Annotated in this window: 15 protein-coding genes; 9 read left to right on the plus strand and 6 right to left on the minus strand. The window is 58.6% G+C overall.

Annotated elements, in window-relative coordinates; translation table 11 throughout:
- The first annotated feature begins 183 nt into the window (after positions 1–183).
- Positions 184–426, plus strand: coding sequence for a hypothetical protein (locus ACTHND_RS10415; protein WP_440177878.1), 243 nt, complete (start codon positions 184–186; stop codon positions 424–426).
- A 263-nt stretch (positions 427–689) separates the two neighbouring features.
- Entirely contained in the window at positions 690–848 is a 159-nt protein-coding gene (locus tag ACTHND_RS10420; protein ID WP_440177879.1) for a hypothetical protein, read from the plus strand.
- 148 nt (positions 849–996) lie between these two features.
- Here ACTHND_RS10420 and ACTHND_RS10425 read toward each other — a convergent pair whose 3' ends face one another.
- Together ACTHND_RS10425 and ACTHND_RS10430 are read right to left on the minus strand one after the other, a co-directional pair.
- Complete coding sequence (locus ACTHND_RS10425) at positions 997–4,098, minus strand: TonB-dependent receptor (protein ID WP_440177880.1); 3,102 nt, start codon at positions 4,096–4,098, stop codon at positions 997–999.
- Positions 4,099–4,508: 410 nt separating this feature from the next.
- Positions 4,509–4,736 carry a hypothetical protein gene (locus tag ACTHND_RS10430; RefSeq protein ID WP_440177881.1) on the minus strand — a complete coding sequence of 76 codons (228 nt, stop codon included), beginning with the start codon at positions 4,734–4,736 and terminating at the stop codon, positions 4,509–4,511.
- Positions 4,737–4,914: 178 nt separating this feature from the next.
- Between ACTHND_RS10430 and ACTHND_RS10435 the strand changes: the two genes are divergently transcribed.
- From ACTHND_RS10435 to ACTHND_RS10445, 3 genes are all read left to right on the plus strand, one after another.
- Complete coding sequence (locus tag ACTHND_RS10435) at positions 4,915–5,409, plus strand: polyhydroxyalkanoate granule-associated phasin (protein ID WP_440177882.1); 495 nt, start codon at positions 4,915–4,917, stop codon at positions 5,407–5,409.
- Positions 5,410–5,501: 92 nt separating this feature from the next.
- Positions 5,502–6,761, plus strand: coding sequence for a DUF3422 domain-containing protein (locus ACTHND_RS10440; protein ID WP_440177883.1), 1,260 nt, complete (start codon positions 5,502–5,504; stop codon positions 6,759–6,761).
- 73 nt (positions 6,762–6,834) lie between these two features.
- Positions 6,835–7,713 carry a TIGR01459 family HAD-type hydrolase gene (locus ACTHND_RS10445; RefSeq protein WP_440177884.1) on the plus strand — a complete coding sequence of 293 codons (879 nt, stop codon included), beginning with the start codon at positions 6,835–6,837 and terminating at the stop codon, positions 7,711–7,713.
- Here the strand turns inward: ACTHND_RS10445 and ACTHND_RS10450 are convergent.
- The 3 genes from ACTHND_RS10450 to ACTHND_RS10460 all read right to left on the minus strand — a co-directional run bounded on the left by ACTHND_RS10450 (position 7,710) and on the right by ACTHND_RS10460 (position 9,682).
- The gene (locus ACTHND_RS10450; RefSeq protein WP_440177885.1) at positions 7,710–8,168 is read right to left on the minus strand and encodes an N-acetyltransferase family protein; all 459 of its coding nucleotides are present in this window, start codon (positions 8,166–8,168) and stop codon (positions 7,710–7,712) included. The two genes, ACTHND_RS10445 and ACTHND_RS10450, sit on opposite strands and share 4 nt — an antisense overlap.
- A gap of 131 nt (positions 8,169–8,299) precedes the next feature.
- The gene (locus ACTHND_RS10455; protein ID WP_440177886.1) at positions 8,300–9,235 is read right to left on the minus strand and encodes a protein phosphatase CheZ; all 936 of its coding nucleotides are present in this window, start codon (positions 9,233–9,235) and stop codon (positions 8,300–8,302) included.
- Positions 9,236–9,295: 60 nt separating this feature from the next.
- Positions 9,296–9,682: a response regulator gene (locus ACTHND_RS10460; protein ID WP_090644445.1), complete on the minus strand. Its 387-nt coding sequence runs from the start codon at positions 9,680–9,682 to the stop codon at positions 9,296–9,298.
- Positions 9,683–9,940: 258 nt separating this feature from the next.
- Between ACTHND_RS10460 and ACTHND_RS10465 the strand changes: the two genes are divergently transcribed.
- Both ACTHND_RS10465 and ribF read left to right on the plus strand, forming a co-directional pair.
- On the plus strand, positions 9,941–10,378 hold the full coding sequence (locus tag ACTHND_RS10465; protein WP_440177887.1) for a MaoC family dehydratase: 438 nt from the start codon (positions 9,941–9,943) through the stop codon (positions 10,376–10,378).
- A 21-nt stretch (positions 10,379–10,399) separates the two neighbouring features.
- On the plus strand, positions 10,400–11,377 hold the full coding sequence (gene ribF, locus ACTHND_RS10470; protein ID WP_440177888.1) for a riboflavin biosynthesis protein RibF: 978 nt from the start codon (positions 10,400–10,402) through the stop codon (positions 11,375–11,377).
- On the opposite strand, the gene ACTHND_RS10475 is transcribed toward ribF, so the two are convergent.
- Positions 11,364–11,981, minus strand: coding sequence for a GyrI-like domain-containing protein (locus ACTHND_RS10475; RefSeq protein ID WP_440177889.1), 618 nt, complete (start codon positions 11,979–11,981; stop codon positions 11,364–11,366). The two genes, ribF and ACTHND_RS10475, sit on opposite strands and share 14 nt — an antisense overlap.
- Positions 11,982–12,114: 133 nt before the next feature.
- Here ACTHND_RS10475 and ACTHND_RS10480 point away from each other — a divergent pair, with 133 nt between their 5' ends.
- Positions 12,115–12,963 carry a hypothetical protein gene (locus ACTHND_RS10480; protein ID WP_440177890.1) on the plus strand — a complete coding sequence of 283 codons (849 nt, stop codon included), beginning with the start codon at positions 12,115–12,117 and terminating at the stop codon, positions 12,961–12,963.
- 150 nt (positions 12,964–13,113) lie between these two features.
- Positions 13,114–14,215: class I tRNA ligase family protein (locus ACTHND_RS10485; protein ID WP_440177891.1), on the plus strand; the 1,102-nt coding region annotated here is incomplete at its 3' end.

The raw sequence follows: 14,215 nt of genomic DNA on the forward strand, positions 1-14,215 counted from the left end.
TGTTTGGAGCGTGCGTAGCGAACACCATCTCGGCCAGCGGGGCTTGACTCGCACAAACAGGCCGGACATCTGATAGCAAGCGATCGAGTCAAACAACTATCTAGACCTGACAAGCTGGGAGGCCGTCCACATCTGCAATCTGCACCCGGTACGCGGGATATGACACAAAAGATCGGGGGCTATATGAGCGCCTATACGGATGATGTCTCCGCCATTTTAAAAGCTCAAGACGCAAATGATATAACAACAATCTGCGCTCGCGCTCATGACGGCGACACTCAATTACAAGATCTAAGCGCATATCTGGTCGATCTGCGCAAGACGACAACTTTCTCCCCAGCGGACCTTAAGGCTTTGGATAGCCTGAACGAAAAGATAGCGGGCTTCAAAGCGCAGAACGATGCACGGCTTGTGAAATGTCAGTAGGATATAAGTGCGGCCACGCCATCTAGTTGCGGTCGCAACTTGTAATTTCCCCTGAGAGCGTCTATATAGCGTCCATCAACGCCGATATCTCCGGCGGCGCTTTGGCTTTACGACCCCGCGCCCGGATGCGTTTTTCTCGCATTATCCCCGTCGATCGCCGCGAATTTATCAGCGGTGCATCCGGCTATTGAATTTCCAATTGCCCTAACAAGAACTGACCGCCGGAAACATCCAATGGATAAAACCGTCGGCAAAGGATTATTATGTATACCCACACCAAAACCCATACCCATAGCCGGATTCAGGCGTCGCATATGCGCCCTGACCTGCGCCTGATCGCCCGCAAGGCAAACCCGGTTGCCCTGCCCGTCGGTTTCAGCCGCCGCGAATTGCAGCGCCTTGTCGCTGACATGATCGATTAGTCTCCCCCTAATCCACATAATGAAAAACGCCGTCCGGGAAACCGGGCGGCGTTTTCAGTTTGGGTGGGAAGAGCGCGCCAACGCTCTTCCCTGTTTTCGTCCGGCCCGCGGCAACCCGGAGAGGAAGCTTTAGCCGGACAAAACCTGTTTAGTAGCTCAGGTCGAAACCGACGCGCACATAACGCGGCGTGTTGTAGTTGGTCGGCGTACCGTAGTTTTCGTCCTTCACGTAGGTGTTCGTCGTATCGTCGTAATCGCTGTCATAGGTGGTATAGCGAGTTACAACGCTGTGCGTGTCGAACAGGTTGAAGATATCGGCGCGCAGGACCAGGTTGCCACCCATCGCGTACTTGGCCGGAACCGTGTAGCGCATAGAGACGTCGATATTCTTGGTCCAGTCGGCCTTCAGGCCCTTGCCCTGCGGAGCCGGTTCGCCGCCGCAATAGTGCGACACCGCGCCGTAGCCGAAGGCATAGCCGTCATCCGCGTTCAGGCCGAGGCAGGAGAAGCGTTCTGGCGACTGAACGATCACGTTCGCGCCCACCATGAAGGACGGCGTGAGCTGATAGGAACCCCACAGCTTGAAGGTATGGGTACGGTCGCCGGCCAGCAGGCCGCCGGAATAGTTTTCCATTCCGGGTGAATCCCAGCCATAGGTGGCGCCGGCGTCATCCTGCACGGTGTTGCCGTACTCGGTAACCGTGCCGGAATAGTTACCCGACAGGCGTGAGTAGGTGTACGACCCTTGCAGGCCCCACTTGCCGTCGAAGGCGCGCTTGAAGTCGAAGGTCAGCGCCTGGTATTCGCGCTTCGCATCGTGGAAGTGACCGAGCTGGTCAGCCGTCAGCGTGATGACGCGCTGGTCGGTTTCACCCGGCAGGGCCTTCTTCAGGCGGATTGTGGCGGAGTGATCGCCAACGTTCCAGACATAGTAGTTGTTGGAAATTTCGCCGCTGGTGTACTGCGAGTCATCCAGGTTGTTGTCGTTCAGGTAGGTGATGATGGCGTCGGTGAAGTCCGAATCTTCCGAGACGTCCTTGGTCGAACGCAGTGTGCCGGTGACACCGACAGTCCACAGGTCGTTGATCCGGTAGCTGGTGCCGAGGATCACTTCGTCCACATGCGTGGCCTTCAGACCTTCAGCCGTCTTGGAGTTGGCGCCTTCCTGCTCGCCATTGCCGTAGACGTAGCAATAGTTGCCGGAGACGTCGACGCCGGAGAAGCCCGGCGCGGAGCCGAGGTTCGAGGTCGGGCACGGCGCGTCATAATTGGATTTGACGTAGGGCGTGCCGACGGATTGCGGCAGACCGGTGGTCGCATCGATCACCCAACCGCCGGCCGGCGCGTTGAAGTATTCCTGGTAGTACAGGTCCTTGCCGCGGAAGCCCATGTTCATGGCCGGCGGGATGAAGTTCACACCAAACGAACCGAAGACCTTCCACTGGCCTTCACCCGTCGGATCCCAGGCGAAGCCGAGACGCGGCGCGACATTGCCATTCAGGTCCATATATTGCTGACCCGACAGGTTGTACTGCTTGAAGGAGTCGTCACGCAGGCCGAACTGGAGGTTCAGGTTCCGGGTGACATCCCACGAATCCTGGATGTAGACCGCCTGGCCTTCCGACGACACATTGCCGCCGAGGTGTTCATAGATCACGTTCAGCAGGGTCTGGTCGGCCACACCGTCATTATTGGTGTCATAATCACGGAAGCGGTACTGGACCGGCACGCCGCCGGTCAGGTCGGTCGTCTTGGTTTCCGAGTTCTTCTCGTGGTCGATACCGAAGCGGACATGGTGGTGCCCCCAGGCGTCGAAGCGGATGTCGCCGTCGGCCCGCCAGAACTTGCGCTCCATGTCGACGACATTGATCGCCGAGTTGGGCTGACCCGTGGAGATGACATTATAGCTGCCGTCCACATCATAGTGGCGGACATAGTAGCCGGTCAGATCGGTCGGCAGCAGGTTATCGCGGTCCTTCATGTCGCCTACGGCGGCGGAGACCGAGAACCAGTCCGTCACCTTGCCGGCATAGTTCAGCACCCAGTTCTGGCCGCCCAGTTCCTCGTTCACGCCGGCCTGGTAGGCGCCGATGGTGTCCGTAGCAGGATCATAGGCGTACTGGCTCGACTTGTCGGTGTTGGTGGTGTCGAAATAGGTCAGCGAGACGTGCTGGGTCGGGGTGATATAACCGTCCAGCTTCAGGCCAAGGAACGGATCGGTGTTCTTGGTCTTGGTGTAGGTGTTGGTGTTGAGGCCGGCCTTGGTGTCGGCATAGTCGTTGAACTGGTACAGACCGTAGGCGAACAGGCGATCCTTGATGATCGGGCCGCCGGCTTCCACCGACAGCGAATTGTTCTGAACGCTGGTGAACTTGCCGCGATAGTCATAGGTATCGAGTTGGTCGTTGCGCAGGGTCGTCGGCTGGTAGTTGCCATGGACCGCGAACATGAAGGTATTGGTGCCCGACTTGGTGGTAGCGTTGACGACGCCACCGGTCGCGCGACCGAATTCAGCGGCGTAACCGCCGGTTTTGACTTCGACGGTCTTGTAGAAATCGAACGGCACGCGGGCGGACGAGACATAGGTGTCCGGATTGGTGATGTTCAGGCCGTCGATATAGTAGGCATTTTCGGCCACCGAGCCACCGCCGAACGAGGCCACGGCGCGGTCACCGGTGCCAAAGCCGGGATTGCCCATGGTGACGGTCGGGGCCAGCATGGTCACGGCGGTCAGGTTGCGGGCGATCGGCTGCTGCGCCGTCAGGGTGTCGAGGTCGACGGTCAGGCCCGTGGTGGTCTTGGTGAAGTCCTGGCGGACGCGCTTGCCCTTGACGACGATCGTTTGCGTGGCGCCGGTCGTTTGCAGGGCGGCGTCGATGCGCACTTCCTGCGAGATAACGACGCTGACGGTGGCTTCATACTTATCGTAGCCCGGCGCCTCGACGACGACGGTGTAGTCGCCCGGCTGCAGGCCGGTGGCCGAGAAGGAGCCGGCGGCGGTCGAGGTCAAAGTGCGTGACTGGTTCTGACCAACCGAGGTCAGGGTGACCGTGGCGCCGGCCACGGGTGCACCACTGCTGTCAGAAACCGAGCCAATAAGCGCACCCGAGGTGTAATCCTGCGCCTGGGCCACGGTCGGGGCCAGGACAATTGCCGTCACAGGCAGAACCAGCCCGGCAAGGGCCGCGCCACACAGGGTCGTGGTCATCATCAGACCGCCCCGAATGGACTTCGTCTTCAAAAACTTCATAAAATTGCTCCGGGATACCGCCGGCTGGGTCATGAGCGACGCAGCCGAAGCGTCCGTAGAGCGCTCATGTCGCAAATTCGTCAAATTAAAGTACAAAAAAATACAATTTCAGCCGAAACATGTTGCAGCAAAAATACACATTGTGTCGAATATTTACAATAACGACGCTATACGAACCATATTTGGCCAAATTTAAAATAATTATGGTATTTTTTGATATTTAAAAACAACGTTATTTACATTACTTCAAAACCTATATTCAAAAATTTACTAACATTGTTATGTTATACATCTTTAGAAAAAAAGAAAAAACAATCTGACTCCAAAAAAACCTCACGGAATAGGTAGTTACAACCACTGAATACCGCAATATGCGGCTAAGGGGTGGGGCAATCGGACGTTATAAGGCGTCAGCGCGTCCCGAGGTGGCGGCCGTGGCTGCGCGGATGCAGGATCATCAATATACGCGGCGCGTCGGGATTATGCGGCAGGGGCGAACCGCTTTCGGCATAAAGCCATTCGCCCACCGCAAAAATCAACGGTTTCAAGCGCTTCTGTATCACCAGTTGCGGACGCAGATCGCCCTCAAGCTCCACCCAGCAGCAATCTATCAGCCTGTCCATAGGCAATTGGGCCATACGCCTGTACTCACCGCGGCCAGGCTTTTCCTCTGCCGGTCCACGCACAAAACCCGCCTTCTGGTGAGTTGCTCATAATGTTCAAGTTTTGTTCCAGAAGCGGCACGGCTGTCAATTCACAAATGCTTTTCCGCATTCGGCATGGCTTTCTTATGCCACTGCGGGCATTTCTGGCGGCATGGCACGCACATCCTCCTTTCTCAATCCGTTCGCCCTGTGGACCGACCTGGCCATGCAGACCACCGGCATGATGCTGGCCTCGGCCGAGGTCATCGGCCACCGCACGACACGAATGGCGCAGGCTTCGATCCCACCCAGCACCAGGGACGCCGCCGAATTTACCCTGATGGGCCAGGAGAAGGTGGAGGCCGCTACCGAATCTATACAGGCAGCGGCGATGTCGATAATGGCGTTCAGCCCGTTCGCGGCGATGAAGATGTTCAACGAGATGGCGGCGGTCCAGACCAACCTGCTCCACCTCGCCACAAGTTCCAGCCTGCCAGCAGCGATATCGCGCCACCAGATGCTTGGCCGTTCGATGCGCAAGGCCGCCAATAGCGCCCTGAGCCTGTCCGACCAGACCGCCAATGCCGCCCTCGATACACTCAGGCCCATCCACAGGCGCGCTACAGCCAATGCCAAACGACTGGGCAAACGACTGGGCAAGCGCTAGCCGCATGTTGCGATTGGAAGCCGGAAGTGATGACGCAAGGTCAGAGAACCTTGCTATGCTGGCCGCAATCACAACAAATGCCACGGCCCGATATGAAATCCTTGCACGACCACGCCCTGAGGCAGCCCCTCAGCGACCTGATGCACGAACGCAGCCTGCCGATCTACAAGACGCCCGTCGCTGTGCGGAGTTGGGTCTATCTGGTCAGCGACGATCAGCGCCAGGCGGAAAGCGAGTGGATCAACCGTCTCGAAGCGGGCGATCCGGATCGGTGGCGGCTCGCCCAGGCCGATGAATCCACTGGCCGCATCTGGGAACGTCACGGCGAGTTCTCGACCTGGCTGAAATACGACACGGACATTTCGCTTTCGGCGGCCACAAAGGCTGATCTTGGCTTCTGCCGAATCCGCACGGCGGATTTCGACTGGCTGACCGGCGCGCCGGGCGAGGTCTTCCGCAGTGTCGAAATTTCGGTTCTGCCCTATGAGCCCAAGCCGGCGCAGTTGCAAAAGGTCATCGACCTGACGCAGGCCGTCTGTTGCGATGTGTTTGATGGCGCGGCTCGCATATGGTCGGATTTCCGGATGCATGAGGGCGGCGCCGGCCGCATCTATGTGCAGGACAAGGGGCTCAAGAATGACGAAGCCTCGCGCCTGCTGCAAACCCTGATCGAAATCGGCCACTATCGCAAGCTGGCTCTGCTGGGTTTCCCGGTAGCGCGCACCCTGATGGCCTGGCTGAAGGACGCCGAAGCCCGTCTGGCCGGACTGACCTCCGATATGGCCCGTCAGAGCGCCTCGCAGGAACAGCTTCTGGAGCGCCTTATGGCGCTTTCCGCCGAGGTCGAGGACCGGGTGAACGCCGTCCGCTTCCGCCAGGGCGCCACAGAAGCCTATGCGCGCCTGACTGAAGACCGGCTGGTATCCTTGCGCGAATCCCGCGTCGCCGGCTTTTCGACCATGCAGGAATTCATCGAGCGCCGCCTGCATCCCGCCATGCGGACCTGCGAGGCCGCGGCGCGGCGGCTGGACGACCTGTCGGTGCGTATTGCCCGCGTCAGCGACCTCCTGCGCGCGCGGATATCGATCTCGCTCGAAGTGCAGAACCAGAGCCTGCTGAAAAGCATGAACGTTCGCGCCAAGCTTCAGATGAAGCTGTCCGAACTGGTCGAGGGTCTGTCGGTCTTCGCTGTTGGCTACTATATCTTCAGCCTGGTCAAATACATGATCGATCCTCTGCTCGATCCACACCTCGCGCATCTGCTTTACGGACCGATCATCGCGGCCATCCTTGTCCTGGCCTGGCTGTTCATCCATCACCGCAAGAAAAGCATCGGCCATTCGGAGACCTAGACCTTTTCGCCTTTCCCTTCCGGCGCGCAGCCGATAAGGAAAACCAAACCTCCGCCTTGAGAAATATGAGTCGATGTCCCATCCTGAACTTTTAAGCGGCCTGGCTGATATCGCCGGCCAGTATGATGCCGTTTTCTGTGATATCTGGGGCGTCATCCACAATGGCCGCCAGCATTTCCCGACCGCTTACGAGGCCCTGCGTGAATTCAAGGCGAAGCACGGCCCGGTCATCCTGATCTCTAATTCGCCGCGGCCGCGCGACAACCTGATCGAACAATTGGCAAGCCTCGGCATAATGGCGGACGGTTTCTCCGATGTAGTGTCTTCCGGTGACGCCACACGGGAATATCTCAGGAAGTTCGCCATTCAGGGCGCGGGCTGGAAACTCGGCCCCGAGCGCGACAATGTCATCTACGAAGGCATTGACATCGACCTTTCCGGTACACCGGAAAATGCCGCCTTTATCTCCTGCACAGGCCCGTTCGATGACGAAAACGATACGCTCGAACAGTATCAGCACGCCTTTACCCTGGCCGCCGAGCGCAAGGTCGTCATGATCTGCGCCAATCCGGACAAGGTGGTGCAGCGTGGTGACAAGATCATCATGTGCGCCGGTTCGCTGGCCGATCTCTATGCCTCACTCGGCGGTCCGGTCATCATGGCCGGCAAGCCCTACGCGCCGATCTACGACCTGTGCTATTCAGCGCTGGAAAAGATCACCGGCAAGCCGCATGACAAAAGCCGCATCCTGGCCATCGGTGACGGTCTGCCGACCGATGTGCTGGGCGCCAATGGTCAGGGGCTCGACCTCCTGTTCATCGCCGCCGGAATCCATGCCGCTGAAGCCACCAATGCCGAAGGCGTCCTCGATCCGCTACTGCTCAAGGCCGTGCTCGATACGCAGATGGCCAATGCGAAATTCGTCTCTGATGCCTTGCGCTGGAAGGCTTAAAGCACCTTCCGGTAAACGATGAAGCCTGAGCGCTGAGCCACCTTGTCGTACAGCTTTTGCGCTGTGCGGTTGGTTTCGTGCGTATGCCAGTAAATCCGCGATGTGCCGGCCTGCCGTGCCGCCTCATACACGGCTTCGATAAGCCCGCGCGCAATCCCCTGCCCCCGGTGCGCCTCCAGGGTATAGAGATCCTGCATATAGCAGCTCATTTCGATCGCCGAAGTCGAGCGGTGAAAGAGATAGTGCGCCAGTCCGGCGATCACCCCGTCTTTTATGGCTACACTGGCGTACACCGGCTCGGCCGGATCGAGAAAGCGTGCCCAGGTCGTTTCAGTCACGATTTTCGGCAGGGCGGTGGCGCCGGACCGGCCATAAAAGGCATTATAGGCCAGCCAGAGCGGCAGCCACTGTGCATAGTCTTCCGGCACGACCGGGCGAATAAGAAAATCGGACATGGCCCGTCATAACACTCTCCGCCGAAAAGCAAAACGCCCGGCAGCCGTGCGGCCATCGGGCGTTTTCACCATCACAAATGTCTTGTCATCAGCGTCTTGTCGCGCTTCGTGACCGCTTTGCTTATATCGGTTTAGTCGAACAGGGCGTCGATATCGTCCTGCGAATTGGTTTTGCCCATGTCTTCGGCGGGAATATCGAACAAGGCGTCGATATCGTCCTGCGAATTGCTTTCAGCGACTTCCGGTGCGGCGGCCTGGGGCGCAGGTGCCGGAGCCGGCTTTGGCGCCGGGGCAGGCTGTGGTTTCGGCTCGGGGGCTTTGGCTGCCGGCGCGGGCGTTGGCGCTGCCGGCTTGGGGGCCGGTGCGGGCGCCTTGGCTGCCAGGGCGTCGGCCTTTACCGGGGCTTCGTCGAAACCCGAATCGAACATGGCGTCGATGGCGTCCTGCTTGGTCTCCGGACCACCGATGGCCGGGCCATTAAGCAGCAGGTCGTGACGGCGCTTTTCTTCAGCGGTCATTTCCTGCGGCGTCGAATCCTCGACCCCCAGCGTATTGGCCAGCTTGCCGACGCGCTCTTCGATCTGTTTAAGGACATTGACGACCTTTGACACGCGCTGGCCGGTGATGTCCTGGAACGAGCAGGCTTCAAAAATCTTCATGACCTCATCATCAACCGCGGCCTTGTAGGCATTGGCGTCGCCGCCGAACTGGTCGATCGAGAAGCCCATCATGGCCTCTGCCGAATTCATGATGTTGTGGGTGGCGTTTTCGGTATCGCGGGTAATGGCTTCGAGTTCCGCGCCGGCGGTCGGGATGCGTTCCTGCGAAATGTCGTGAGGACGCATTTCGCGGATTTCTTCCTTCGCCTTGGCGATATAGCCGGCGATGACGCTGAATTCTTCCGAGCGGCGCTTGTCCAGTTGCTGGAAGAAGCCGCGCATCAGGGCCACGAGCGCCTCGGATTGCTGCATCAGGTTGATGAGCTTGGGCTCAAGCTCGCCGACCATGGCGGGATCAAACCCTTCCGGTGCGTAACCTTCGTCTGATTTTGATGCTGGCAGGGCCATTGTAATCCTACTTTTTAGACGAGACGTGTCTTTTAGAGACGGTTTAGCACGCGCCAGGGCTTAGAAATCGCCGAGAACGGCGGTGATCTTTTGCTTGAGAGTCGCCGCATTGAAAGGTTTAACAATGTAATTGTTAACGCCGGCTTTCTTCGCCGCAATGACGTTTTCCGTCTTGCTCTCGGCTGTAACCATGATGAACGGCGTACGCTTCAGGCCGTCATCGGCGCGAACCTTGAGCAGCAGTTCGTAGCCTGTCATCGGCTCCATGTTCCAGTCGGAGATGACCAGGCCATAGGAACTCTTCTTCATCTTGTCGAGCGCTTCGGTGCCATCCGAGGCCTCTTCAACATTCTCGAAACCAAGCTGCTTCAGCAGATTGGAAATAATACGCAGCATGGTCTTGTAATCATCAACTACCAAGACCGGCATGGACATATCGATGGCCATGTAACGCCCCACTTTTTCTAAGCGAGCCCTGCAATGTGCAGGCCCTTCCTTTGTACGGGACCAGAATAGAGACGAGACGATAAAATCCGGTTAAGAGCGTTTGCTAATTTTATTGTTATATTTCAATGATATATCCTATGTTAACCACGATTTATGGTGAAAATTCCGGCATGGAATTCATTTTTTGTGCCGACTTGGCACGTTTTTCGGACGGAAAAATGCCTTGGCAGCCGTATCGGCGTGAACTAGAGCAGGAACATGACCCAGGATACTTTCAGCGCCTACTATCTCGACGAACTCTCCATCGACCAGACCGCCTCGCGCGTCTTTACCATCGATGATGCCGCCATCCGCGCCTTCGCCGATGTCTCGACCGACCATAACCCGGTCCATGTCGATGAGGATTTTGCCGCGAAATCGCCGTTCAAGGGCCGAATCGCCCATGGCATGTTGCTCGGCGCCTATATCTCGGCCACCCTGGCCACGGACCTGCCCGGCCGTGGCTCGATCTATGTGTCGCAGACCCTGGACTTCAAACGCGCCGTTCGTCCGGGCGATGAAGTGACGATCGAGTTGACCATTAAGGCAATCGACCTGAAATCGGGCCATGTGACCCTGTCTACCCTTGCCAAGGTGCGCAACAAGACCATGTTAAGCGGAACCGCCGTGGTTATCGCCCCCAAACGTCCCGCTTGAACAAGAGACCAGCATAGTCCAGTGACCGCCCTCCTGCCCCTTTCCATTAAGGTCGTCACGCTCGGCGTGGATGCTGGCCACAGCCTGCAGACCGATGCGCCCCTGCCCGTCGGCGCCAGTGCGGCCATCGGCAGTTTCGACGGCGTGCATATCGGCCACCAGCATGTCATCGAATCGGCCATCGCGGCGGCAAAGGTCCAGGGTGTCCCCTCGGCAGTCATCTGTTTCGATCCCCATCCGCAAAGCTTCTTTCATAAGGACGGCAAGCCTTTCCGGTTGATGCACCTGTCCCAGCAATTGCGCGCCTTTGAAGCCCTCGGCGTCGACTATGCCTTTGTCCTCAGCTTCGATGTCAACCTGTCCGCTCTTACGGCCGAGGACTTTGCCCGCCTGATCCTGCATGACTATCTGAAGCTCAGTCACGTTTCGGCCGGCTTCGATTTCCAGTTCGGCAAGCGCGGCGGCGGCCATGCCAAGGATCTGGTGGCCTTTGGCGAACAGTTAGGCTTCTCCACCGACATTCTGCCCTGCCAGACCGATACGGCCGGCCACAAGCTGTCGTCATCCGCCGTGCGTGACGCCTTGCTGGCGGGTGATGCGAAACTGGCGGCGGAAATCCTCGGGCGACCGCAAGCCTATCTCGGTGAGGTCATTCACGGCGCCAAACAGGGCCGCACCATCGACTTCCCGACCCTGAACCTGGCGCTTGCCGATTACCAGCGCCCGCGCTACGGCATTTATATCACCCAAACGACCCTGCCCGATGGCCGCGTGATCGATGGCGTCAGCAATATCGGTATCCGCCCGACCGTCGGCGGCGAAATTGAACTGTTGGAAACCTACCTCTTCGATTTCAGCGAAGAGATATACGGCCTGGTGGTGGAAACTGCCCTGCTCGATTTTATCCGCCCGGAAGCGAAGTTCGACTCGTTCGACGAGATGAAGCTTGAAATCCAGAACGACGCCGCCAAGGCACGGGCCTATTTCAAAGACGCCTGACCGGTTGGCGCAGGATCGTCCGCAATTTCGCCGGTTCCGTTTTGCGCGGGTCACTGAGATAGATCTCGTGGTGCTTGCCGGTCTCGACCAGGCCATTGGCCGGCAGCCACTCTTCATGCAGGCGCTTAAGCACCGGCCCTTCGTCATCATAGGGTCCGATATGCAGTATCTGCGCGCTTAAGCCCTCTTCCAGACGTTCCAGCCGCACCTTTTCCAGTCCCGGCAGCCCCTTCTTCATCACCACCTCGCTGAGCGCGGCGCACAGATGGCTTTTCTCGATCCAATCCGGTTGCAGGATCATCATCGTCCATGACCATTTCGACTTTTCGCGCGTGACGAAGCTGTTCATGTCCTTCGCCCACCACAGACCTTCGAGCGGCCCGACCACGTAATCACGGTCAAAAGCCCGCTTGCTCATGAATTTCAGGGTGTAGGAGAGCGAATAGAGCGCCTCTATGGCCTGGGCGTATTCCGGTGCGGTGTTCGGGTCGCCCTTGCCGTCGAACATCAAATATTGCAAGGGTGGCACCTCGACGAGCGCAAAGTCCTTCACCTGCGCACTATAAAGCGGCTTATATTCCACTTTCAGATCGATCTTGCTCAATTCGCAGCCTCCTGTTTCCCGCAATCTATGGCCTCGCCCTGCCAGAAACTGCCAGCAGGCTTTGAACGCATATTTTGACTCTGGCCACATTTGCGTTAACCTCCATTAACGAACATCTGGTGGGGGTGTCAGAATGGGTGCCATCAAGCTAATCATTTGCGGCCTCATGGCCCTGTATCTGTCCGCCATCGCCTCGGCCGCCAGCGCCATGGGCGGCTATAATGACTGCGATTTCGCCGACCTTCATCGCTTTGAAACGCCCGGCCTGAATTTTATCGCCGGCAAGATCACGAAAAGCACGCCCTTCAAACCGGCGGCCCTGTTCGAGGCCGGCGCGCCGTGTGTCGGGCTGGAAGCTTCGATATGCGCCGGACCGGCCAATGATACCATCGCCCGCAATCAGCCGGTCATTATCGCCTTCACCCGCGCCGGCTCGGCCTGCATCGTCTTTCAACAGGGCGCCGACATACGCTCCGGTTGGGTCGACCTGGCGCGGATCAATACAAAAAAGGCCAGGCCAATCACCTTCGCCAACTGGCAGGGCGCCTGGCACGCCGACGCGAACCGCACGAAAGCCGACATCACCGTCATGAGCGTGGCGGACTTTTCCAGCAAATATCAGGCCCAGCAGACCCATCCGGACGCGGAATCGATTTACGCGCTCCTCACCTATGATCCGGCTAGACGCGGCGGCCTGACTGCGCAAAGCGTCGGCCTTACCGGTTATGCGGCCTACACCTTCGATACGATCGGCGGCACGGACACCCACCTTGGCATGTTCACCGCCACAACCGATTTCAACGGGCCGGTCCTGCTGTATGACGAAGCCGCCGAGGATCGCCATGAGGATCGCGACACAGACTGCCTCGTCGTCATGCTTTATTTCGGCGATACGCTCGCCGTCACCGACCAGGGTCGCTGCGGCGGCGAGAGCGTGCGCTTCAACGGCACATTCCGGCGCACAAAGACGCAATATCGCTAGGCAAGCCCAGAACGCTCTGATAAAGCCAGAACCATGATGATGTCGGGGCTTCGCACCATACGAATTTGACGCCCGGTACGCGGTTACGAACCCGTGCCGGGAGTTTTTTTGCGCCCTATTACAGACACCTTTTTAGAAGACCTGAGAGTCATGTCCGATTCCCCTGCTACTGTGACCGCCCGCGATTACCGCGAGACCGTCTTCCTGCCTGAAACCGACTTCCCGATGCGCGCCGGCCTGCCCAAGGCCGAGCCGGAACTGCTGAAAAAGTGGGAAGACGCCGACCTCTATCACGCCGTGCGTAAGGCCCGCCAGGCCGCCGGCGCCCCGCTGTTCGTGCTGCATGACGGCCCGCCATATGCCAACGGCAATATCCATATCGGCCACGCGCTCAACAAGATCCTCAAGGATTTCGTCGTCCGCTCCAAGTTCCTGACTGGCCATGATGTCGATTATGTGCCGGGCTGGGATTGCCACGGCCTGCCGATCGAATGGAAGATCGAAGAGGAATTTAGGGCCAAGGGCCGCAAGAAGGACGAGGTGCCCGCCGCCGAGTTCCGCAAGGCCTGCCGCGAATACGCTGCCAAGTGGATCGAAAGCCAGCGCGAGGAATTCAAGCGCCTCGGCGTGCTTGGTGAGTGGGAGCATCGCTACGCCACCATGGACTTCTCAACCGAAGCCAAGGTGACGGCCGAGTTCCACAAGTTCCTGATGTCGGGCCAGCTCTATCGCGGCTCCAAGCCGGTGATGTGGTCGCCGGTCGAACGCACGGCCCTGGCCGATGCGGAGATCGAATACCACCCGCATGTCAGCCCGACCATCTGGGTGAAGTTCCCGATCCAGCCGGGCGACTGGGGCGATGCCTCGGAAGCCTATGAGCACCTGCATGGCGCCTCGGTCGTCATCTGGACGACAACGCCCTGGACTATTCCGGCCAACCGCGCCGTCAGCTTCAATCCGAAGGTCGCTTACTTCGTTTATGAAGTGACGGATGTAAAGTCTGAAGAAGACTTGGGTTTTGCCCCCTGGGTTAAGGTCGGCGACAAGCTCGTCCTGGCTGAGAAGCTGGCCGAAGGCGTACTCCAAGCCGCCAATGCGAAGTCCTGGAAACAAATCGTTGATGTACCGGCCGAAGTCCTTTCCGGCCTCAAGCTGTCGCATCCGCTCGCCTCACTTGATGCTGGCTATGGCTTCGACGTACCGATGCTGGCCGGCGATCACGTCACCGACGATGCCGGCACCGGCTTTGTCC

The organism is Asticcacaulis sp., from assembly GCF_051954415.1.
Lineage (GTDB): Bacteria > Pseudomonadota > Alphaproteobacteria > Caulobacterales > Caulobacteraceae > Asticcacaulis.